The sequence below is a fragment of the Kordiimonas pumila genome (assembly GCF_015240255.1).
GTDB classification, from domain to species: Bacteria; Pseudomonadota; Alphaproteobacteria; order Sphingomonadales; family Kordiimonadaceae; genus Kordiimonas; species Kordiimonas pumila.
On sequence record NZ_CP061205.1, the window covers coordinates 1240201 to 1261608 of the forward strand.

16 protein-coding genes are annotated in these 21408 nt (G+C 51.2%); 11 read left to right on the top strand and 5 right to left on the bottom strand.

All coding sequences use genetic code 11. The features are described 5' to 3' along the window. Nucleotides 1-8: 8 nt before the first annotated feature. Genes ICL80_RS05315 through ICL80_RS05330 form a run of 4 tightly spaced genes read left to right on the top strand, consistent with a single transcriptional unit; the run spans nucleotide 9 to nucleotide 6238 of the window. Nucleotides 9-2546: a CehA/McbA family metallohydrolase gene (locus ICL80_RS05315; protein ID WP_194215061.1), complete on the top strand. Its 2538-nt coding sequence runs from the start codon at nucleotides 9-11 to the stop codon at nucleotides 2544-2546. Then, entirely contained in the window at nucleotides 2543-4552 is a 2010-nt protein-coding gene (locus tag ICL80_RS05320) for an alpha/beta hydrolase family protein (RefSeq protein WP_228073823.1), read from the top strand. Before ICL80_RS05315 ends, ICL80_RS05320 begins: the two co-directional genes overlap by 4 nt. Beyond that, nucleotides 4549-5820: an APC family permease gene (locus tag ICL80_RS05325; protein WP_194215062.1), complete on the top strand. Its 1272-nt coding sequence runs from the start codon at nucleotides 4549-4551 to the stop codon at nucleotides 5818-5820. Before ICL80_RS05320 ends, ICL80_RS05325 begins: the two co-directional genes overlap by 4 nt. A gap of 1 nt (nucleotide 5821) precedes the next feature. Further along, nucleotides 5822-6238, top strand: a complete 417-nt coding sequence (locus tag ICL80_RS05330) for an acyl-CoA thioesterase (protein WP_228073824.1) — start codon at nucleotides 5822-5824, stop codon at nucleotides 6236-6238. Nucleotides 6239-6291: 53 nt separating this feature from the next. Here ICL80_RS05330 and ICL80_RS05335 read toward each other — a convergent pair whose 3' ends face one another. The 3 genes from ICL80_RS05335 to ICL80_RS05345 all read right to left on the bottom strand — a co-directional run bounded on the left by ICL80_RS05335 (nucleotide 6292) and on the right by ICL80_RS05345 (nucleotide 8583). Then, nucleotides 6292-7320, bottom strand: coding sequence for a YncE family protein (locus tag ICL80_RS05335; RefSeq protein WP_194215063.1), 1029 nt, complete (start codon nucleotides 7318-7320; stop codon nucleotides 6292-6294). 44 nt (nucleotides 7321-7364) lie between these two features. Beyond that, nucleotides 7365-8117: a transporter gene (locus ICL80_RS05340; RefSeq protein WP_194215064.1), complete on the bottom strand. Its 753-nt coding sequence runs from the start codon at nucleotides 8115-8117 to the stop codon at nucleotides 7365-7367. A 100-nt stretch (nucleotides 8118-8217) separates the two neighbouring features. Continuing rightward, nucleotides 8218-8583, bottom strand: a complete 366-nt coding sequence (locus ICL80_RS05345; RefSeq protein WP_194215065.1) for a hypothetical protein — start codon at nucleotides 8581-8583, stop codon at nucleotides 8218-8220. Nucleotides 8584-8869: 286 nt separating this feature from the next. Between ICL80_RS05345 and ICL80_RS05350 the strand changes: the two genes are divergently transcribed. Together ICL80_RS05350 and ICL80_RS05355 are read left to right on the top strand one after the other, a co-directional pair. Further along, a complete protein-coding gene (locus tag ICL80_RS05350) occupies nucleotides 8870-9898 on the top strand; it encodes a helix-turn-helix domain-containing protein (protein ID WP_194215066.1) in 1029 nt (342 codons plus the stop codon). 82 nt (nucleotides 9899-9980) lie between these two features. Further along, nucleotides 9981-10397: a PaaI family thioesterase gene (locus ICL80_RS05355; RefSeq protein ID WP_194215067.1), complete on the top strand. Its 417-nt coding sequence runs from the start codon at nucleotides 9981-9983 to the stop codon at nucleotides 10395-10397. Nucleotides 10398-10408: 11 nt separating this feature from the next. Here ICL80_RS05355 and ICL80_RS05360 read toward each other — a convergent pair whose 3' ends face one another. After that, on the bottom strand, nucleotides 10409-11959 hold the full coding sequence (locus ICL80_RS05360) for a formylglycine-generating enzyme family protein (protein WP_194215068.1): 1551 nt from the start codon (nucleotides 11957-11959) through the stop codon (nucleotides 10409-10411). Nucleotides 11960-12158: 199 nt separating this feature from the next. Between ICL80_RS05360 and ICL80_RS05365 the strand changes: the two genes are divergently transcribed. The 5 genes from ICL80_RS05365 (at nucleotide 12159) to ICL80_RS05385 (ending at nucleotide 17991) form a co-directional block, all read left to right on the top strand. After that, the gene (locus tag ICL80_RS05365) at nucleotides 12159-12581 is read left to right on the top strand and encodes an ion channel (RefSeq protein ID WP_194215069.1); all 423 of its coding nucleotides are present in this window, start codon (nucleotides 12159-12161) and stop codon (nucleotides 12579-12581) included. A gap of 125 nt (nucleotides 12582-12706) precedes the next feature. After that, on the top strand, nucleotides 12707-13276 hold the full coding sequence (locus tag ICL80_RS05370; protein WP_194215070.1) for a TetR/AcrR family transcriptional regulator: 570 nt from the start codon (nucleotides 12707-12709) through the stop codon (nucleotides 13274-13276). A 55-nt stretch (nucleotides 13277-13331) separates the two neighbouring features. After that, a complete protein-coding gene (locus ICL80_RS05375; RefSeq protein ID WP_194215071.1) occupies nucleotides 13332-14363 on the top strand; it encodes an efflux RND transporter periplasmic adaptor subunit in 1032 nt (343 codons plus the stop codon). A 4-nt stretch (nucleotides 14364-14367) separates the two neighbouring features. Further along, entirely contained in the window at nucleotides 14368-17394 is a 3027-nt protein-coding gene (locus ICL80_RS05380) for an efflux RND transporter permease subunit (protein ID WP_194215072.1), read from the top strand. 117 nt (nucleotides 17395-17511) lie between these two features. Next, complete coding sequence (locus ICL80_RS05385) at nucleotides 17512-17991, top strand: hypothetical protein (RefSeq protein WP_194215073.1); 480 nt, start codon at nucleotides 17512-17514, stop codon at nucleotides 17989-17991. Nucleotides 17992-18085: 94 nt separating this feature from the next. Here ICL80_RS05385 and ICL80_RS05390 read toward each other — a convergent pair whose 3' ends face one another. After that, nucleotides 18086-21205: an autotransporter outer membrane beta-barrel domain-containing protein gene (locus ICL80_RS05390; RefSeq protein ID WP_194215074.1), complete on the bottom strand. Its 3120-nt coding sequence runs from the start codon at nucleotides 21203-21205 to the stop codon at nucleotides 18086-18088. Nucleotides 21206-21408: the final 203 nt, after the last annotated feature.

Sequence of the window (21408 nt, forward strand, 5' to 3'; positions counted from 1 at the left end):
GGGCAAAAATGATACGCAGGCGTAACATATTATGGAGCATAGCGGCTGTATGCAGCCTGATAACAAGCCCCGTGGCAGCAGAGCCAACACGGGTACCGGTGCTGGCAGGAGTTGCCCACCCTCATAGCTATTATTGGCGCGAAATGTACATGCCACAGCTTACAAGCGGGCCGTCTGCTGCCAGCTTTAGCCCTGACGGGCAATCGCTTATATATACGATGCAGGGCTCGCTCTGGCGGCAAAAGATTGGCGATGATACAGCGTACCAGCTAACCGCAGGGCCGGGTTATGATTACCAGCCTGACTGGTCGCCAGACGGTAACTATGTGGTTTTTACCCGTCAGCAGCATAATGCCCTGAACCTGATGGTGTTTGATGTTCAGGCAGGCAGTGTGCGGGCGCTGACAGAAGGCACTGATGTTAACCTTGAGCCGCGCTTTAGCCCAGACGGCAAACAGATTGTATATGTCTCAAGCCGAGATAGTGGCTATTTGGGTATCTATATTGCGGGCTTTACGGGTACTGCCCTTGCAGGCGACAGGCCCCTTGTTGCCGGGCGGGTTTCTGATACGTACCGCTATTATTATTCGCAGGCCGACCATGCGGTGAACCCGTCGTGGTCGCCAGACGGTAAAACAGTTTATTATGTATCAAACCAAGAAATTGCATGGGGTACGGGTAATATATGGGCGGTGGCGGCAAGCGGTGAGGGCACGCCCAAGCTGGTGCTTGAGGAAGAAACCACATGGGCGACCCGCCCGCAAATAGACCACGGCGGCAAGCGCATGATTTACAGCAGCTATAGTGGCCGCCAGTGGCACCAGCTCTGGATCGCGACAGCAGAGGGCAAATACCCGCTCCCGCTTACTTTTGGTGATTTTGACATATGGCAGACACGCTTTAGCCCGGATGATACGCACCTTGTTTATAGCAGCAACGAAGCCGGTGGCCTTAACCTGATATACCACACGTTTGTGGGCGGTGAACGACAACAGATTAAAGCGAAAAACCGGGTTTACAAACAGCCCGTAGTGCCGGTTGAAATTAGCCTTAAAGACGGCAAGGGCAAGCCGCTTGCTAGCCGGGTTTCTGTGTTGGCTGCTGATGGCCGCCACTATGGGCCTGATAATAGCCGCATGCACGGCGACGATTTTGTTGATGCTGCACAAGCGGACCATGAAACCCATTATTTCCACTGCGATCAACAATGCACAGTGATGGTGCCTGTAGGGGAAATAGAACTAACAGCCTCGCACGGCTATGATTACAAGCTGGCCGCGAGCACAGTGACGGTAAAGGCTGCGCGAACGGTTGAACTGGTTCTCGCTGAAAACAGCCTGCCTCAAAAATTTGGCCAATTTACCAGTGCTGATATGCATGTTCATATGAACTACGGCGGCAAATACAAGCAAACAGCGGCAACAATGGCGGCGGATGCCCGCGCCGAAAACCTCGATATTATTTATAACCTGATCGTGAATAAGGAAGAGCGCATCCCAGACATCAGCGAGTTTAGTACGGATGTGAAACAAATAGACGGGGTCACCATTTACGAGGGGCAGGAATACCATAGCAGCTATTGGGGCCATATGGGCTTGCTGCATCTGGGCGATCATTACTTGACACCTGATTTTACCAGCTATTGGCATACGGGGCTGGCCTCGGCTTACCCGACAAACGGCATTATTGAGGATTTAGCCCACAAGCAAGGCGCGGTAACGGGTTATGTTCACCCGTTTGACGGCGTGCCCGACCCGGCGGCAAGCGGCAAGCTTACCCACAGCCTGCCTGTTGGTGTCGCGCTTGGTAAAACCGATTATCTGGAGGTGGTTTCTTTTGCGAACCACGAGGACACCGCCGCCGTTTGGTATAAGTTTTTGAACCTTGGGTTCCGTCTGTCGGCCGGGGCTGGCACAGATGCCATGACCAATTATGCTTCGCTGCGGGGGCCCATCGGCCTTAACCGCATGTTTCTGGACGGGGTGCAGGCAGACAAACCTGCAACGCTGAAAAAAGCAATAAAAGGCGGGCATGGCTTTGTAACCAATGGCCCGCTTGTTGGTTTACTGGTGAATAAGGTTAAACCGGGCGGTAGCCTTGCCTTGCCCGCAAACGGCAGCACCGTGAAAATACAGGCGGCGCTTAGGTCACCCGTACCGGTGGAAGCCTTTGAACTGGTGATGAACGGCGTTGTTGTTGCAACATTTGAAACGGACGCAGACAAAACCAGCGCTGATATAACCCTTGATCTGCCCGTTACCAAAAGTGGCTGGGTGCTGGTGCGTGCGGTAAGCAAAACATCGCATCCGTTTGTGCAGGATATTTTCACCTATGCAACGACAAACCCTGTCTGGCTGGAGGTTGAGGGCAAACCGCACCATGCGCCTGCTGATGCAGCTTATTTTACCGCGTGGCTTGACCGCGCAGCAGAGCACGCTGGCGCGAGGGATGATTATAACCATACGTGGGAGCGCGAGGCCGTGCTCGCGGAAATAGCGGCGGCCCGAAAAGTGTACGAGCATTTGGCAGAAGGAACCGCCCCATGAGCATAAGGTTAACTTTCGGCGGGGCGCTGGCTGTTTTTGCGGTTGCCGCTGGTTTAAGGGCGGAAGCAGATACCGCCAAAAGGCAGATGACGGTGGACGACCTTTACCTGATACAGGATGTATCTGGTCCGGCGCTGTCACCAGACGGCAAGCTTGTGGCCTATGTGGTAACTGGCCACGATACAGAGATAGACGCCGCTATCAGCGATATCTGGATGGTGGATTATAAGGGCGCTACCCCGCACCAGATAACAGCGGCAGATGATAAAAGCGAAAGCACGCCAAAGTTTAGCCCCGATGGCCGCTTTCTGGCCTATGTCGGGGAGGATGAGGATGACGGCAGCTCGCAGGTTTTTATCCGCACCTTAAAAGGCGGCAAAACCCGGCAGGCCAGTGATGTTGTGGGCGGTATTATTGATTTTGACTGGTCGCCAGACAGTAAGCGTATGCTGATTACAGCCTTTATGGGCGGTGCTGAACCAAACGAGGCGGGAACAGAACCGCCCATCGTGATTGACCGCTTTCAATTTATGGAAGACTGGACCGGCTATTTGGCCGGGGCGCGGCGGCATATTTTGTTGTTGGATATAAAAACCGGCGATACACGCCCACTTACCCACGGCGACCAAGATTACTGGCTGCCGGCGTGGTCGCCAGATGGTAAAAGCATCGCTTATGTAACCAAAGCCGGGCCAGATGCTGACCGTACGATGAACTCAGATGTTTATATAATGGCAGTGGATGGCAATAGCCCGCCAAAACAGATTAGCACGTTTGAAGGCACCGATGCTGACCTTTACTGGGCCTCGCCGCCAGCGTGGTCACCAGATGGCAGAAAGCTGGCGTGGCTGCAAAGTGGTGAAAGCAAATGGATTTACTATGCGCCGTGGCAGCTTACGGTTGCTGACCTTAAAACAGGTACTGTAATGCCGCTTGCACGCGCTGATCGTAATTTTTATATGCCGAAATGGTCGGCGGATGGCACCGCGCTTTTTGCCTTGATGGAAGAAAACCGCAGCACCTATCTTGTGCGGGTAGATAGCACAACCGGTGCTATTACCCGGCTGAGCGACGGCAAGCGGTTTGCGCTAGACTATGCTGCCTCTGCAAACGGCAAGCTTGTGCTGCTGGATAGCACAGACACCAAGCCGTTTGAACTGTATGCGGTAGAGGGAGGCTTGCGCCCGCTTACACACCATAATGCGTGGCTTGAGGACGTGCAGCTTGCTGAAACAGAGGAATTTTCCTTTGATAGTGATGGCCACCAGATTGATGGTTTTATTGTGCGGCCAGTGGGTGCGGTGAAAGGTGTTCCGCTGCCTACCATATTTCGGTTGCACGGCGGGCCGGTGTACCAGTTTAGCCACGAATTTATGAGCGACTGGCAGATTTATGCGGCTGCCGGTTATGCCGTTGTGGGTATTAACCCGCGTGGGTCATCGGGCAAGGGGTTTGATTTTGCCCGTTCTATTTATGCAAACTGGGGCCATGTTGATGTGGCTGATATTCTGGCAGGCACCGACCATATGGTGAATGCGGGTATTACAGACCCGACCCGTATGGCGGTGGGCGGCTGGAGCTACGGCGGTATGCTTACCAATTATGTGATAGGCACGGACACGCGCTTTAAGGCGGCGATCAGCGGCGCGGGCACCGCTAATATGTACGGCATGTACGGGCACGACCAATATACAGGCGGGTACGAGCTGGAACTGGGCACGCCGTGGCAAAACCCCGAAGCTTATGCGCGGGTTAGCTTTCCGTTTCTGCACGCCGATAAAATCACCACACCGACCCTCTATCAGTGTTCGGAAAAAGATTTTAACGTGCCGTGCCTTGGGGCAGAGCAAATGTATCAGGCGCTTAAGTCTGTTGGTACCGAGACCCAGCTTGTTATATACCCCGGCCAGCACCACGGCATTAGCGTGCCCAGCTACCTGCACGACCGCATGCAGCGTAACCTGAACTGGTACGGGCACTATATTGGCACGGGAGCAAGCGAATGAACCGCACCCTTGGGCTTTGGGGTGTTGTTGCAACCCTTGTCGGTTATGTGATCGGTGCCAGTATTTTTATTCTGCCGGGGGAACTGGCGGGCACTGCTGGGCCGGGGGTTGTTATATCTTATCTGCTGGCGGCAGTGATAGCCGCTTTTTCCTGCCTTGTGGCGGGCCAGATAGGGGCTGTATTCCCCAGCGCAGGCGCGGGCTATGTGGCTGTGTCGCGGCTTTTGTCACCCTTCGCAGGCTTTATTGGCATCTGGCTGATGCTCGCAGCCTATATTATGGCGATTGTGCTTATTGCCCTTGGTTTTGCTGATTATTTTACCGCTGTATTCCCGGTTTTTAGCCGGTCTGCTGTGGCTTATGGGGTGGTGGCATTTTTTATCCTTGCAAACCTTGGTAACCTTACATTTCTGATGCGCATACAGGGCTTTCTGGTTTTGTGTTTTATGGCGGCGCTTGTGGCGGTGTCTGGCGGGGGTCTTGCCGCGATTGAACCCGCAAACATTACCCCTTTTATACCGTCTGGCTGGGGGCCGGTGCTGTATGCAGCGGTGCCAGCCTTTTTTTCATACGGCGGCTTTATGGCAGTGATGGAAATGGCAGGCGAGATTAAGAAACCCGGTAAAACCATTCCTGCCGGGCTTATTATCAGCTTTATTCTGGTGGTGGTTACTTATGTTGCCCTGTCGCTTGCGCTTGTGGGCATGATACCGTGGCAAGAGCTGGCGAGCGTGAAAGCACCGGTTAAAATAGTGGCGGAACAGCTTTTTGGTCGTGTGGGCGGTGTGTTCACAAGCTTTGCCATTATGGGGGCGGCAGCTACATCGATTAATGCGCTGGTGCTGGTTGCCTCGCGCGATATTTTTGCACTGGCACAGGACGGTTTACTGCCCCGCCGTGTTGCCCCGCAAGGCGAAACCAGCCTTGCACGCTCGGTTCTGGTTGTAGGTGTGTTTTCCCTGCTGGCTATCAGTCTTGGTAACTCTATTAGCGAATATGCTGTGTGGGTTTCGTCGTTCACACTTTTATTCCAGATCCTTGTTGGGGCGGCGCTGCTTTATGTGCCTAAAAAGGCTGCGGAGGCTTACGGGGCCTCAGGCTTTAAGCTTGGTATGGGCGGCATACAGTTTTCTGGCTGGGGGCTTATGCTTATTTCAGCTTTTTTCCTGTTGGTTGTGGTCGTGGGGTCACCCGCACATGCGGCATGGTCTGTGGTCTATATACTGGTGGGGGCTATGCTTTATAAACTACGAAATAAAGGGGCATAATATGGGTATGATGGAAAGTTACAGAGGAGTAGTGCACCCGTGGCTGTGTGACGGTATGGGGCACTTTACCACCCGGCACTATACCGCAATGTTTGACGATGCCAGCTACCATTTGGCCTATGCCTGCGGGGTTGACCTAAGTTCTGAAAACCGGGAAAGCGGCTTTGTTGATGTGAAGCTGGAAATGAACTTCCTTTCAGAGCTGCGGAGCGGCGCGCTTGTTATCGTGCATAGTGGTATTTTAAAGCTGGGGCGCACATCTTTTACGGCGCGGCATGAAATGCGAAATATTAAGGATATGTCGCTGGCGGCAACGCTGGACTCTGTTTCAGTGTTTTTTGACCTGAAAGCCAGAAAGGCTATGCCTATTGATGATACGTTCCGCACCAAAGCGGCAGCCCTAATGGTTGAGGGCTAAAAGAAAAGCGCGCGGCAGGGGCCACGCGCTCTATGGTGTGCTTTAAGGCCTGATTAGTTCTGGCTAACAACAACGACCTTAAACTCTTTTTCCGCACCCATATATTCACCGTCTGGGCCCCATTCAACGTGGGCCGCGGGCAAATATAGCTCGTCTGCTATTGGGTCATAGGCTTCTGTGCGGGCGCCGTCTGCGGTTTTAATAGTTTGCAGAACAGTGGCGTTACCTTCTGTATCCAGATGGTAAACCGTTAGGGTGCCATCAATACAAGATACGTAGCCGATACGGGTTTCAGGGTTAAAGATAGAGCCATCTGCTATTGAACCAATTTTAATATTGCCGTGGTTGCGGCCAGTTTCTGCCTCAATCAATTTGGCAATATTATTATGACATACAGAAATGATAAGGCCGGTTACAGGGTCGTACGCCATGCCGGTTGGCTCATCACAGTCAGGTAGGGCATACCGTTTTGCTACAGTCAGGCTTGCTGTACTGATAACGGCAATTTCATTTGTGTCTTCGACATTCACAAAAACATGTCCTTTGCCGTCAGCATTGGCGGCCTCTGGCTTACCGCCCACTGGAATAGTGGCCAGCACTTCAGCGGTTGCTGGGTTGATCACGGTTACATCTTCGCTGTGGCCGTTCATTACAAAAATCAGGCCGCTTTTTTCTTCAAAAAAAGCGCCGTCTGGGCCGTCGCCTGTTTTTATATCGGCAATCACTGCACCGGTTTTACGGTTCAGGATTGTAGCATCGTTGCTGTCGTTGTTGGTGCTTAGCATCAGGTCTGTGTCCGGGATCAGCAGAACGGCGGCTACATCAGCGCGTTCCAGCAGAGTGGTTGTTTTGCCGGTTGCTAGATCAACTGTCATAATGCCATTGTCGCGCCCCACAAAAAGCTGGTTTGCGGCGTGGTCAACGGAAATATAGTCATAACCACCGTCTGGCGCGGTGATGGTCCTGCTCACTTTGTAGGCTGTGGTAACCTCGGGCGTTTGTTGCGCATTGCTACTGTTGTCAGCAGAGCAAGCAGAGAGAAGGGCGGTACTGATAATCAAACTGGAAATATACTTTTTCATAATTAGGCTTCCTGTTTAGTTAAAATAAGGCGGTTTGGCCCTCTTTAGAAGGCTTTTTCAAGAAAAAGAGCAGCGCCAATAACACTGATGCCATCTTCGGTGTGCAGGCTATGACTGATACGGCCTTGCAGCTCTAAATCATTCCCCATGTCCCACGTGAAACCAACATCGCCTTCCAGCGCATAGCCGGTTTCATAGGCGAGCGGTACATCACCGCTTACTTCAACACCGAGACTAAGGCTTTCGGTTACATCATATTCTGCGACAGCGCCGAAACCCAGTTCATCTTCGTGCGATTCAAGGGAGGTAGCATAGGCGACAAAGGTTCTCAGACTGGTGCGACCTTGTTCCCAGCCCAGAATAACCGGAATTTCAAGTTGCCATTCATTTGATCCGATACCGTGTGTGCCGGTGGGGGCAAACAGTGCAGGCTCTGTTGTTAGGCCAAAGCCACCTTCTTCAGGCACGCGGATCACTTCCCATTTCAGGGCGATTTCTGTATCGAGCCAACCGCTTTCAGATGGCAGACCGTCTTCCTTCAGCCAGCCTTTACCAAAAGTAACCGAGGTTTCAAGGCCGGGTACGATGGGCAGGGTGGCGTCAATCGCCGGGCCCTCAAGGCTCCAGTCATCACCGGCGGATTCGTACTCGCTGAGAATTTTAATTTCGGGCCGGTCTGCAGCATCTAGACCAGTGGTATGGTAGGGCGATGCGGCAGCAGGGCTTGCTGCATAAAGAGATGCTAAAATAATGCTGGCTAGGCATGTGTACATAGGGTGGTTTGAGGAGTGTTTCATAAAGGGCCTCGCTTTCTGTTAGAGGCTTATTAATACACTCAGTCTGACAAGAGCTGCGATTACCGTGTCAGTAAAATATCAGTTTCACAATATGTGGGCTTTAGGCGCGACCGGCACTCTGTACCACGGTCTCCAAGGCATCTTCCCCGGTGATGTTAAAAACGACAGAACCACTGTATGTAGACTTGAAGTTGCTGATCGTTGTGTATTCAAAAGTTGCATACCACGGGCCTGTGGCACCGGGCTCTGGTTCGTAGATAAGGTTGCCAAGCAAAATATCGATAGCTGAAATAGAACAACCTGCCCCAACAAGAGGGGCATTATCGTATAATATTGTGCCTTTGCGCGGCATAATATCAAGGGTGACAAAGGTTAAGCGGCCAGATTGAACACTGAAGTCTGCAACTTTGAAGGTATATGTGCCCCCTTCTGGGAATGAAAGGCTTTTGTGCTGGTGTTTGTTCATGACGAATAGCTCGTATAATTTGTTTAGTCTGTGCTTCATAATATGCAGTAATGTTTATGAGCAATATTCGTGCCGAAACCAGCAGCAGGCAACAGCATGACTGAAAAGAAAGATACCAGATACGGGGCGCTAGTGCGTGACGTACAGTTCATATTTTGTGATCGTGCGTTTCATTTTACAGGTAGTTTTGCTACTTTTTGCTGTATACAATCGTTAGGGCTGGATAATTTGCCGATTAGCAAAAACGCTGATATGGTAGCCTTTGGAACAATAGATGGGCTGATTGATGCTGGATTCACCAACAGCAACAAAACCAGATACCACGAACCTGCTTGCTCTTTTTGAAAGCAGAGAAGAGCGGGTTTTTGCAAACAGGGTAGATACCGCCGAAGCCGTTCCTGCGGAACAGTTTGATATGTGGCAGCACTGCGCTGCGGGTATTGCAGAGCTGGGGCGGCCCGGGCCACTGAACGCCCCTTTTCGCGGTACGATGACCAACTATTTCACATCCTCTATTGGCTATGTGCAGCACACCATCCATGATCACTGCCACATGGACCGAACACAGAAGATTATAGATACGCAGGAAGTGGAACTGCTCGCTGTTCAGCTTAGACTAAGCGGGCAAGAAGTTCAGCATAACCTAAAGGCAGACCAGCTTTTTAGCCCCGGTGACATCAGAATTGCGGACCTGAGCCAGCCGCTGTTTTCTGAAAACCCGGCCTATGATAATATTGGCATTTTGGTTACCAAAAAAGAATTGCTGGACCGGCTACCAAGGCTGGACAAGCTGCACGGCTTTACCATGCAAGCCGGGCCGATGACTAACATTCTGAAAACCCACATGCAGTCTGTTATGGCGGAAATGCCGGGTTTGTCGCAGCTTGATGCCGAAAAAGTAGCAAGTGTGACGATCGAGATGCTAAGCGCGGCACTTCTTGGTATTGAGGCTCCGCATATTCTAGAATCAGAGAGTATGTCTGGTCCTGTTTTAAGGTCGGTTCGTATCTGTATTGAAAATAACCTGCATAAACCGGGCCTGAACCCGGATAGCATTGCCCGCATGGTTGGGGTTTCCAGAACTAAGCTGTTTCAGGTCTGCAAGCCCTACGGTAGCCCTATGGAGCTATTACATTACCGCCGTATGCGCCGGGCAACAGAATTGATGAAATCCGAGCCTAGCATTACCATATCAGAAGTTTCTTTTGCTGTTGGGTATGAAAACCGCGAAACATTCAGCCGTATTTTTCGGCGTGAATTTGGCTTTTCGGCGCGTGATTTTCTGCAATCATATCGCCTGAATACCCCGCAGTAATAATTCCCTATAAAAACCCTACTTTTCATTGAAACTTTTGCCGTCTGGCATATGTCATGCTGGGTAAGCAGAAAGGGATACTATGACGGATGATATGCTGGCATTTGGGCGGGGTGTGCTGGAAAGCCAGCCCTTTAGTGTGCTTTTGGGGACAGAGCTGACAGCTTTTGAAAAAGGCATGGCAGAACTGGCGCTTGACCTGAAGCCCGAGCACAGGCAGCAGCATGGTTATGCGCATGGCGGTATTATAAGCTATTTGGCAGATAATGCCCTCACTTTTGCGGGCGGCTCTGTTATGGGCGACTGCCTAACGCTGGAATATAAAATAAATTATCTGCGCCCTGCTGTGGGCGAGCGCCTTGTTGCCCGGGCTCGCACAGCAGGCGTGGGCCGCAGTCAGGCGGTTTGCACCTGCGATATATATGCCTTGAAGCGCGGTGTGGAAAAGCTGTGCGCCACCGCACAGGGTACAATCTGGAAACTATCTAAAGGCGATTAAACAAGCAGCCTTTATTCCGGGATAGACCGAACAAGCCGGAAACCAATATTTTTACGCCGTTCTGTACCCTCTGTTTTATGCCGTGCCTGTGCGGCAAGCAGGGCAGGCATGGCCGAGTTCATACTGCCGCGCACCACGCCCATGCCTGTATCACAGGTTCCGTCTGTGCCCATAAAGGGTGCTGCATTTGCCGGCGCTTTGGTAAAATCATCCTGCCAGCAATCAGCAACCCATTCTGCTACGTTACCAAGGGTGTCATAAAGGCCGTATGTATTGGGTTTATATTGACCGACAGGGAAGGTCATATCGAGGTCGGGCATGTCGGCGCATTCAGCACAGGTGCCACCCGCATTACTGAAGGCTGCGCGCTGGGTATCAATTTGGGCATTTTGCCCGCGTACCATATAGGCCCATTCCACTTCACTGGGTAGCCGCCAAAAACCGGTGCCGCCTGCTTTTTGCCACTCGTTATTGAGCCATTCAATAAAGCTCGCAATGTCATTTTTGTTCACATTAATAACAGGCCGCTTCATGCGGCCCCAGCCCATGTCATTTGGCACATAGGCATTACAGCCACCGGCTTCAACACATTTGTCCCACTGACTAAAGGTTATTTCATATGCCGTAGCTTCAAAGGCTTTGGGGATAATGTTGCCGTCTATTTTGGTAATAGTTTGGCCAATGCCTGATTTTTTATAGGTAAAAAAGCCAGCAGGAATGCGCACAACCGGGCCAGTTAAAGTATAGAGCGGCAGCGACTGTTCGGCCAGTTTCAGGGCCTTTTCAGCCTCACCTCTGTAAAGGCTGGTGGCATAAACAGAGAGAAAGTTTTTCAGGGCGGTCACAGACCCGCTTTTTTGGGCGCTGTAAAAAGCCAGCGCTTCTTCATGCTGCTTTGCCTGATCGCGGAATTTGCCTTTTGGATAAGCGTCGAGATAGTTTTGATAGCTTGGGATAGTGTTTTGCTGGCGGGCAACACGCATGGCCGCCACATCAGCGCCGTTTGTGGCATCTATCACAAACTTACCGTCAGGCCAGTGTTCCAGATAGCGCAAAAATGATACCTCTGTATTAAGCTCTTTGGCGCGCCTAAAGCTCAGGAAATCAGCAGATTCAACGTTTTCGCCTGTTGGATATTGCCGCCGGTAAGCTGCATATGCAAAAATGGTATGCTGTTTTTGGGCAAATTCAAAGGCCGCTTTTTCAGATGTAGTAAAGGCGCTTATGGCTTCCAGAATTTTTGCTTTAAGGGCGGCGGCTTCCGGTGCAAAAAGCGGCTTTTCCCCGGCTTCGGCCAAATAGGCGTTGATGAGCATTTCTGCACGCTGGTAGAAACCGCTGCCATAAGCGGCGCGTGCGGCATGGTAGCTAATATCAACCGGCAATGCCTGGTTGTTTTGCATCAGGTCCTGAAACAGGTTGTCTGCCAATTTGAAGCGGCCAATGTCAAGCGCTTCTAAGGCAATTTGCAGCTCTGCATCTGTATCAAGCGCATGCGGCGAGGCTGTGGGAAAAATGGAGATCGAGCAAAATAAAAATAGAAAGCTGATTATCTTTTTCACTAAGCAAACCTTAAAAATTGCTAACAGACAGTATATTAATATGCGTTCTTTGATCATAGCGCAATAATTGTGGGCGACGATACTTTTCTTACATAGCCTTTGTTTTAAATGTCATTTTATAGGGCATCCATGTGGGTGCTTGCTAAATCACGCCTGCAGTTATAGTTTTTACAGACGGCAGCTAGCGTAAGGGAACCGCGTGTTTATACAGATTGCAATTGGCTCTTTTCTGATCGTTTGCACCATTTTGGTGGAGGTAAGCTTTATCGAGCTTGCCATTATGGCGACTCGTCGCTTTGGTAAAAACCTGATGGACAGCAAACGCTTTAGCCATTTTGTTCTTGTGCTAACGGTAACAGCACTGTGGCTTTTGGCGGCCCTTAGCCTTGCCATGTGGGTGTGGGCTTTGGGTTTTCTCTATGTCGGGGCCTTTGATACGCTTGAGGCGGCGCTGTATTTTGCAATGGCATCCTTTACCACACTGGGGTTTGGTGACCTACTATTGCCGCTTGAATGGCGGCTGCTGTCTGGCTTTGCAGCGGCAAACGGGTTGGTGCTGTTTGGCCTTAATACCGCTTTCCTGATCGAAATAATGATGCGCATGCGCACATCGCGCCGCTAATAACTTCTTATTTATCAACAGGCTAATCTATGGTTTTTCTGCATCGCAGCATTTTTCTGTATTTTTGTTGACTATACCGACCAGACGGTATAGTATGCCTTTCACTTAAAGAGGTAAGAAGCCCGATGTCACCGACAGAACGAGTATATTCTAATTCTAAAGAAACGATCCTTGATGCCGCCCACAGGGTTGCAGAGCGTGATGGTGCCGGTAAGGTTACGATCGATGCTGTTGCCCGTGAAGCGGGTGTGAGCAAAGGGGGGGTTCTTTATAATTTTCCCAGCAAGGAAATGCTTTTAAAAGGCATGCTGGAGAGAAAAATTGAAACGTCCCGTGCTGATATGAATGCGCTGCGAGAAGACCTCAAGCGAAAGGGTGAAAAAAACCCCACGCTTCGTGCAATGATCAGATCGGCCTGTTTGAAAGAATGTGAAACAGATAACGGGGTTTCGATGGCGATATTGGCGTCAGCGGCACAGAACCCTGACCTGTTAGAGCCTGCTCGGGTATTATTTCGGCAATACTGGGCTGATATTATGACGGAATGTGATGATATAGCCGGGGCAGCCGTTCTATTTGCTGCGATTGATGGTTTGGTTCTTACTTCAAAATTGGGCATGGGTATGGCTCCCTACAATACCGATGACCTAGATAGTTTTATTGAAAAATTTGATCAGTTCGCCAAAGGCCTGTAATACAATGACCATCTCCCCCCGAAAAATCTGCCATGTTGGCAGTATAGTATTTTTAATGTCTGCACTTGTTGCTTGTTCTGAACCAGAGCAGGTGGTGCAACCTGATGAAATTCATACCGTTGTTATAAAAACCGCTGAAGGCGGTACTACCTCGGCGCTGATAAACCGGCGTTTTATTGGGCTTGTAGAGCCTGTAAGCACTGTAGATATTTCGTTTCAGGTTACAGGCAACATGACCCAGCTACCGGTTAAAGAAGGCACCGTCGTGCCTGAAGGTGGCCTGCTGGCTGCGCTTGACCCCGCTGAATTTAAATCAGCTGTACGCGAGGCGGAAGTAGCTGTTGATGTGGCTGAAAGCGAACTTAGGCGCAAGAAAATCCTGCTCGATAAACAGCTGGTTGCCCCCGAAACATACGAGCAGTCACGCAGTGTTTATGATCTGCGGAAAGTGGCGCTTGATAATGCGGAACGTAATCTTTCCTATACCACCATTAATGCGCCGTTTGATGCACTGATCACCCGCCGTTTGGTGGATGCCCACACAAATGTGCAAGCGCGGGAAGCTGTTCTTAGAATTCAGGATGTGAGCGAGCTGCGCGTGCGTATTTCAGTGCCAGAAGATCTGATGAGGGCATCCACGGACGCAAGCGAGGTTGACGTTAAGGCCCTCGTTAGTGCGGCGGGCACAGAATATTCTTATCCGCTTGAATACCGCGAGCATTCAACTGAGGCAGATCAGGTTGCGCAAAGCTACGGTGTTGTTTTTGGCATGCCGCGCCCAGCTGAAGTTAACCTTTTGCCGGGCATGACAGTGTCTGTTGTGGTGACGCCGAAACTGGCTTCTGGTAGTGCGATTGTTTATGTGCCGGTTGGTGCCCTAGATGATAGTGCGGGTACTGGCATGCGGGTATGGGTTTATAACCCAGAAACAGAACTTGTTGCCCCGCGCCGTGTGCAGCAGGGTGCTATTATGAATGGCTATGTTTCGGTTGTGTCTGGGCTTGAGGCAGGCGAACAAGTTGTTGCCGCAGGTGTTCAGTCGCTTAAAGAGGGCATGAAAGTGCAGCCTCTTGGCAAGCTGAGGTAACCCCATGAATATTGCTCGTTATGCTATTGATAAGCCCGTTAACACGTGGATTATTATTCTCGCCTGCTTGCTTGGTGGCCTATGGGGCCTTGCAACAGTGGGCCGCCTTGAAGACCCGGCCTTTACCGTTAAGCAGGCTATTGTTGTAACCCAGTATCCGGGGGCAACGGCAACAGAAGTGGAAGACGAGGTAACCGAGGTGCTGGAATCTGCCATCCAGCAGCTTTCCCAGTTGAAAAAAATTACTTCAAAGTCCATGCCGGGCTACTCCGAAATTCAGGTTGAGATCAAGGATAAATATAATAGCGAAACCATGCCGCAGGTATGGGACGAACTGAGGCGCAAGGTGGGTGATGCCCGGTCTTCCCTGCCAGAAGGTGTTGGTGCGCCTGTTGTGAACGATGATTTTGGTGACGTGTTCGGCATGTTTTATGCGGTAACGGCTAACGGTTTTTCAGACGAAGAAAAGCGCGATATAGCCCATTATCTGCGCCGCGAACTGCTCACGGTGCCCGGTGTTGCAAAAGTTTCTACTGCTGGCGAGCCTGAGGAAACCATTTATGTTGAGGTTTCAAACAAGCAGCTTATTGGGCTTGGTATTCCGGTCAGCGAGGTTTTGAAAACTATCCAGAGCGAAAATGCTGTAACCTCCGCCGGGTCTATCCGGGTGGATGATCAGCGTATCCGTGTTTCCATGCAATCAAGCTTTGATTCTGTTGAAGCAATACAGGCTTTGCGGGTTGGCCTGCCTGGGTCGACCGAACAAATCAGCCTTACAGACATAGCAACCATTTCGCGGGAGCCTACGGAAACACCAAGCCAGTTTATCCGCTTTAACGGCGAATCTGCTTTTACACTGGCTGTGGCTGGTGTCTCGGACGCAAACATCGTGGAAGTAGGGCAGGCGGTTGATGCCCGCTTTGCCGAACTGGAAGACCGTATTCCACTGGGTGTGAAGATCAGCCCGGTTTACGAACAGCACAAGGTGGTGGATACCGCCATTAACGATTTTATCCTGAACCTTGCCATATCTGTTGTGATTGTGATTGGCGTGCTGTGCCTGTTTATGGGCTGGCGCATGAGCCTTGTGGTGGGTGTTACGCTGTTGCTCACTGTTATGGGCACAGTCTTTTTTATGGGTATTTTCAATATCGAGATGGAGCGTATATCGCTTGGTGCCCTTATTATTGCCATGGGTATGCTGGTTGATAATGCCATTGTGATTGCTGAGGGCATGTTGATTAACGTGCAAAAAGGCATGAGTGCCCGCGAGGCAGCGAGCGATTCTGCCGCCCGCACGCAGTTCCCGCTTTTAGGGGCAACCTTTATTGGTATTATGGCCTTTGCGGGTATTGGGCTGTCCCCCGATGCAACGGGCGAGTTTTTATTCTCGCTGTTTGCAGTGATTGGTATTTCCCTAACCCTTAGCTGGATTTTGGCCATAACGGTAACGCCGCTGATGGGGCATTATCTCTTAAAGCCGCAGGTTGGTGACGCCACTATGTATAGTGGGCGTTTTTACGGTGTATATCGCCGGTTCTTACAGCGCGCTCTAAAGGCCAGCGGCCTAACCGTGGTTGTGCTTGTTGTTCTGACCGGGCTTTCTTTTTATGGGTTTGGCTTTGTGAAACAGGCGTTTTTCCCATCTTCAAACACGCCAATGTTCTATGTAAACTATCTGCTGCCGCAAGGGGTTGATATTAACGCCACCAAACGCGACGCTGAAGAGATTGAAAAAATCATTCTGGGTAAAGAAGGTGTTGAATCTGTTGCCACCTTTGTGGGGCGCGGTGCAACACGCTTTATGCTGACCTACCAGCCCGAGCAGCCCAATTCAGCTTACACCCAGTTTATTGTAACGATGACTGATCGCAAGCTGATCGACCCGCTGGCGGCTGACCTTCGCCGTATTATCAGTGAACAGTATCCAAGCGCTGAAGTGCGGACAGACCGTTTGGTATTTGGCCCCGGCGGTGGTGCCAAGATAGAAGCGCGTTTTTCTGGGGAAGATTCAGAAGAACTACGCCGGCTGGCCCAAAAAGCAATGGATGTTATGCATGGCTCCAGTTCGGTCATTGATATTCGGCAGGATTGGCGCCAGAAAGAGCTCACCATTACGCCGCGTGTATCTTCGGCGCGTACCTTGCAGGCTGGTGTTAGCCGTACGGATGTAGCAGAAACACTTGCGTTTGCCACCACGGGTGTCCGCGCTGGCACATACCGTGAGGGCGACAGGCTGATCCCGATTGTCGCCCGCCCGCCGGTTGATGAACGGCTCAATGCAAACCGCCTGCGCGAGCGGCTGGTGTGGAGTGCTACATCGCAGGTCTATGTACCCATAACACAGGTTGTCACCAGTTTTGATACAGTGCCGGAGGAAGTGCTGGTTCGCCGCCTGAACCGGGCGCGCACCCTAACGGTGCAGGCCAACCCGGCAGACGGCCTTACCACGCCGCAGGGCCTTGAAGGTATTAAAGCCAGCGTGGAGGCAATCCCTCTGAAGCCCGGCTATCATCTGGAGTGGGGCGGCGAGTATGAAAGCTCACGCGATGCACAAGCATCCCTTGGTTCACAGCTACCCTTAACCATGGTGATCATGCTGGTTATCTCTGTTCTGCTGTTCGGGCGGGTTAAGCAGCCGCTTATCATCTGGCTTGTGGTGCCTATGGCGCTGGTCGGTGTTGCCGCTGGTCTGCTTATATCAGGCTTGCCGTTCAGTTTTACAGCGCTTTTGGGGCTTCTGAGCCTGTCTGGCATGTTGATGAAAAACGCTATTGTTCTTGTTGATGAAATTGATATGCAGATCAGCGAAGATATTACCCCGGGTGATGCAATTGTGGAAGCCAGTGTTAGCAGGCTTCGCCCTGTGTTTCTAGCAGCCGCTACCACAATTCTGGGCATGTTACCGCTTTTGGGTGATGCGTTTTTTGCCAGTATGGCGGTTACCATTATGGGCGGGCTGGCCTTTGCAACCGTGCTCACAATGGTGGCTGTGCCTGTGCTCTATAAGCTGATATTTGGTATTAAATAAGCACTGCAGCCTGAAGCAGGGCTGCAGTGTTAATTCAGCTTGTGTTCAGCTTGTGTTGGCTATGGTCTCTGTAACGCTTGGTCTATATAAGACAAGAAACAGTGAAGGGACCGTATTATGACACGATATAACAGAGATCACAAAGTGTGGCACAGCCTGCTGGTTGCGGGCGTTATGGTTGCCGGGCTTTCCGGTAGCCTTTATGCAGACGAAACACCCACGCCGCCAGAGCCAACAAAGCTTGATAAGGCGCTTGATGGCTATACCCGCACGGGCGAGATGAAACGCTGCCTTAGCCCTTCCCGCATACGTCAAACACGGGTGGTGGACGATAATAATATTATCTTTGAAGTTTCAGGCCGCGAGAAATATCTAAACACGCTACCGCACAAATGCAGTTCACTGGGCTTTCATGAGGCTATTGCTTACGAAGTGCGCGGTGGTTTCCTGTGCTCTGGCGATATTTTCCGAGTGATAGATTCAACGCCTATTCCCGGCCCGTCTTGTCAGTTTGGTCAGTATGAAAAGCTGGAAAAGACAGTGGCTGATGCGGGTGACGGTGCTACAGCCCCTGATTCTGCACAGGATGCAGAATAACCCTGTATCACTATGGCTATTATAGTGGGGGTGGGGTGCTTTGAAGGTCGGGTAATATTTACCCGGCCTTCTTTTGTAGGATTAGATTATCAGCTTAGAAGGTCAGCGCGAAATTAAAGCTCACCGCATGGCCTGTCAGATCATCAAGTTTTTCGTGGGCATAATGGATCTGCGCTGTGGCACCGTCGCCGAAGATGCTGAAAGCGCCGCCCATTTGTTCAACCGTTTCAGACATTTGGTCAATCTCAAGCGCGAACTTGGTATCGCCCGCCACAAAAATTGATTCAAGCGCGTCGGGGTCAGAGCCGCTGATGGCCTTGGTGTAGCTATAAAATATTTCAGGCCGAATAATACTGGTGTTATAGCGCGATTTTTCCCATTTGAAATCGTACCCAAGGGAAGCGCCGAATGTACCTTCTGTCCGGCTAAAGCTGCGTTTGCCCACTTCAAGGTTGGCACTGCTGCCACCTTCTTCGGTGTAGCCGCCTTCGCTATAGCTTTGCATGGAAATACGGCCATAAGGCTTTAAGAACATGCCGCCAAGATGAAGCTCGTACCCGGCCTCTGCTGTTGCTGCAAGGTTCCAGCCGCTTGCCGTGCTTTCCACCAGGCGGTCAAGGTCGCCGAAGGTTAGGGTACGTTCACGTTCTATGCTTGTGTACTGGCCAACAACCTGAGCACCCAGATAAAAATCACCCGCCCGGCCCAAGCCGTAGGCCGAAATAAACGGCGCAAAAGACGAGAACTGGCTATCAACAGGTTTCACGCCGTTCACCCCGTTTAGGGTAAAGCCGGTGCTAACACCCACAGCGATATTTTTAGAGACTGGGGCATCATAGCCAAAGGTAACCCCAACAGACAAAAGCTTGCCGTCAAGCTGGCTTTGACCAGCGCTAAGCTTGCCGTAATTGGTTACTTCGCGTGCCCAGCCACCGCCAACAAACTTTTCTGCTACCATAAAGTCGGTCAGCCGGTCAGCAAGGTGGCCCTCGAACTGGCGTTTGCTGGCAAGCGCCACATTAAAGCTCGCGTTGGTTACATCGGGCAGCATGGATGAAAGGGCATCTTCAACACCGCCTTTGGTGGTGAGGCCTGCTAGGTTGCGTTCCAGTTCAGCGTCCAGATCAACAGATGTGCTGATCATATTGTCGTATAGGGCTGTAAGCGGCGCGGAAACCGCAAGTTCAGCCGCAGATTTTGCCCGGATGTCCAACGTAACCGTGCTGGTGGTTGCCCCGTCGATCTCGCCCAGCGTTATATCAAAAAGATAGGGTGTATCAACAAGTGCAAGAGTTGCGCTTGCGTCTGCAAAGCTGATATTACCCGCTGTGATCAGGTCAAATGACTGTTCGCCAACCGCAAAGTTTTGCAAAACAGGGGTGATGTTCACGCTAGAGCTTGCAGACAAGGTGTTGTCTACAACAATAGCACCCGCCAACTGGCTTCTGGGGTTTACGGCAAACACAAGGTTTGTGTTGCCGGTGAAGGTGGCATTGCTCACATGCAGCGTGTCTGTTTGGCCGAGGGCCAGGTCAGAATCGTTTACGGTGAGGTCAAGCGAGCCGCCAAAATCAAGCGAACCAAAGAAAGAGGCATCGTTTTTCAGCACCAGCTTGTCACTGCCGGTGTTGAAGAAAATATCACCGTCTAGCGTGCCGCCGTTCAGGGTTATTGTATCATTTCCGCTCCCAAGGCGCAGATCGCCTACAATATCGCCTGTGTTTACAAGGCTGAATGTGCTTGTGTTGGCACTTACATCAATAGCCGTTGCTGTGCCGGTATCTGTGTCTTCTCTCTGTGCCAAAAGAACACTGTTGTTGGTGATGCTTTTAAGGGTGCCGGAAAGGTCGATAATGGCGGTAGCACTTTTGCCGGTACCGCGCGCGCTTGCCGTAAGGTTACCGTCGTTTACCAGCTCTGTCATGCTGCCATTTTCAGTGATCATCACACCGACAGCATTGCCGCCGGGGCCTTCCACTGTAACATCATCTGTTGTGGTGGATGAAATATTACTGTCTACGTCAACGGTGCCCGCATTATGGAAACGGCTAACCGTGGCATAATCCCCCACCGTAATGCCGGTTGAATCAGCGTCCCCCGCGACAACACTCAAGGTGCCGGTATCAAAATGGATGCCACCTTCAATAACAGCGCGGTTACTGGCGTCTTCGCCTTCAATAATGATACCTTTGGATTCAAGGCCGTAGGTAGAGCCATTCACCTGAATGCCGCCGCGGTGCACAAGGCCGTAATCCAGCCCGTCAACCGTGCCAATGGTTAGCCCGCCGTTGATATGCAGCGCTGGGGTGCCTGCCGTTGTGGTGATAATGCTGTCTGCGGTAATGTCGTCTTCGCCGTCACCGTCTAGGTCGGTTTCGTTATCCGCGCCAATACCGTCCAGCAGCACGCCGCCTGTAATATTGTTCTCAATATAAACGGCAGCTTTACCGGGGATAGCATCAACTTCGTTGCTGTCAGCATCCGTTGTTGTACCACGCCCTGCCCGAATAGTGCCCCGGTTAATAAAGCCACCATCAATTTCACCCGATACATTAACGCCCGTACCCTCAGGGTTGCTGGACAGAATGGTCCCGGTGTTCAGGAACGTGCCTGTCAGGTTACCTTGAATGTCCACAGCCACGCTGCGGCTGCCTACTGTGGTAATTTCGCCATTGTTTGTCAGGTCGCCTGTCATATTGCTGCCAAGCAGCAGGCCGCGGCTATCACCGCCCCAAACATTAATGTCGCCGTTTTCTGTAACGGTAATGTCGCCCGTTAGGCCAAACGCGCCAGAAAGTTCCAGCCCGATGTTTGATGTGGGTGTTTCATCGTCGTCAAACGTATCTTCTGGGGCTGCCACATTGATTGTGCCATCAACTGTAATATCTGCTAAGAGATTAGCGGTTGAGGCATCAAGGAACAGGCCGCGCCCTGCGGCTAGGTCTTCAGAGGTGATACTACCGGTTTGCACAAGGTTATGAGGGCCATTCACCGTGAGGGCTGTACCAGATGTTACCGTGATCGAACCACCTGAATCAATGGTTAGGGTGCCAGCTCCAGCGCCCAGTTCATCTGTGGTGGTTGTGCTGCTGGTGCGGTCATCTGTTATGGTTTCATCGGCGGCATACACTTCTGTTGCCATCATGGCAGACACAAGGGCAATGGTGGAAACGCGCATGTAATATGACTTTGAAATCGATTTGGTGAAAAGCACTTTTTTTCCTCGTTTCGGGTAACTACCCCAATATTTGCCGCTATCGTAACCGGGCCGGATTATGAATGAAATCATTTTATCGGTTTTATAGTATTTTCCATGCCGGTATAAAGCTGAACGCCAGATTAATTTTAGCTTGAAAACTTACCCTATATACGAATTTTGTCCCCGGTTACCTTCTGTTTGAATTCTAATGCCTGTTA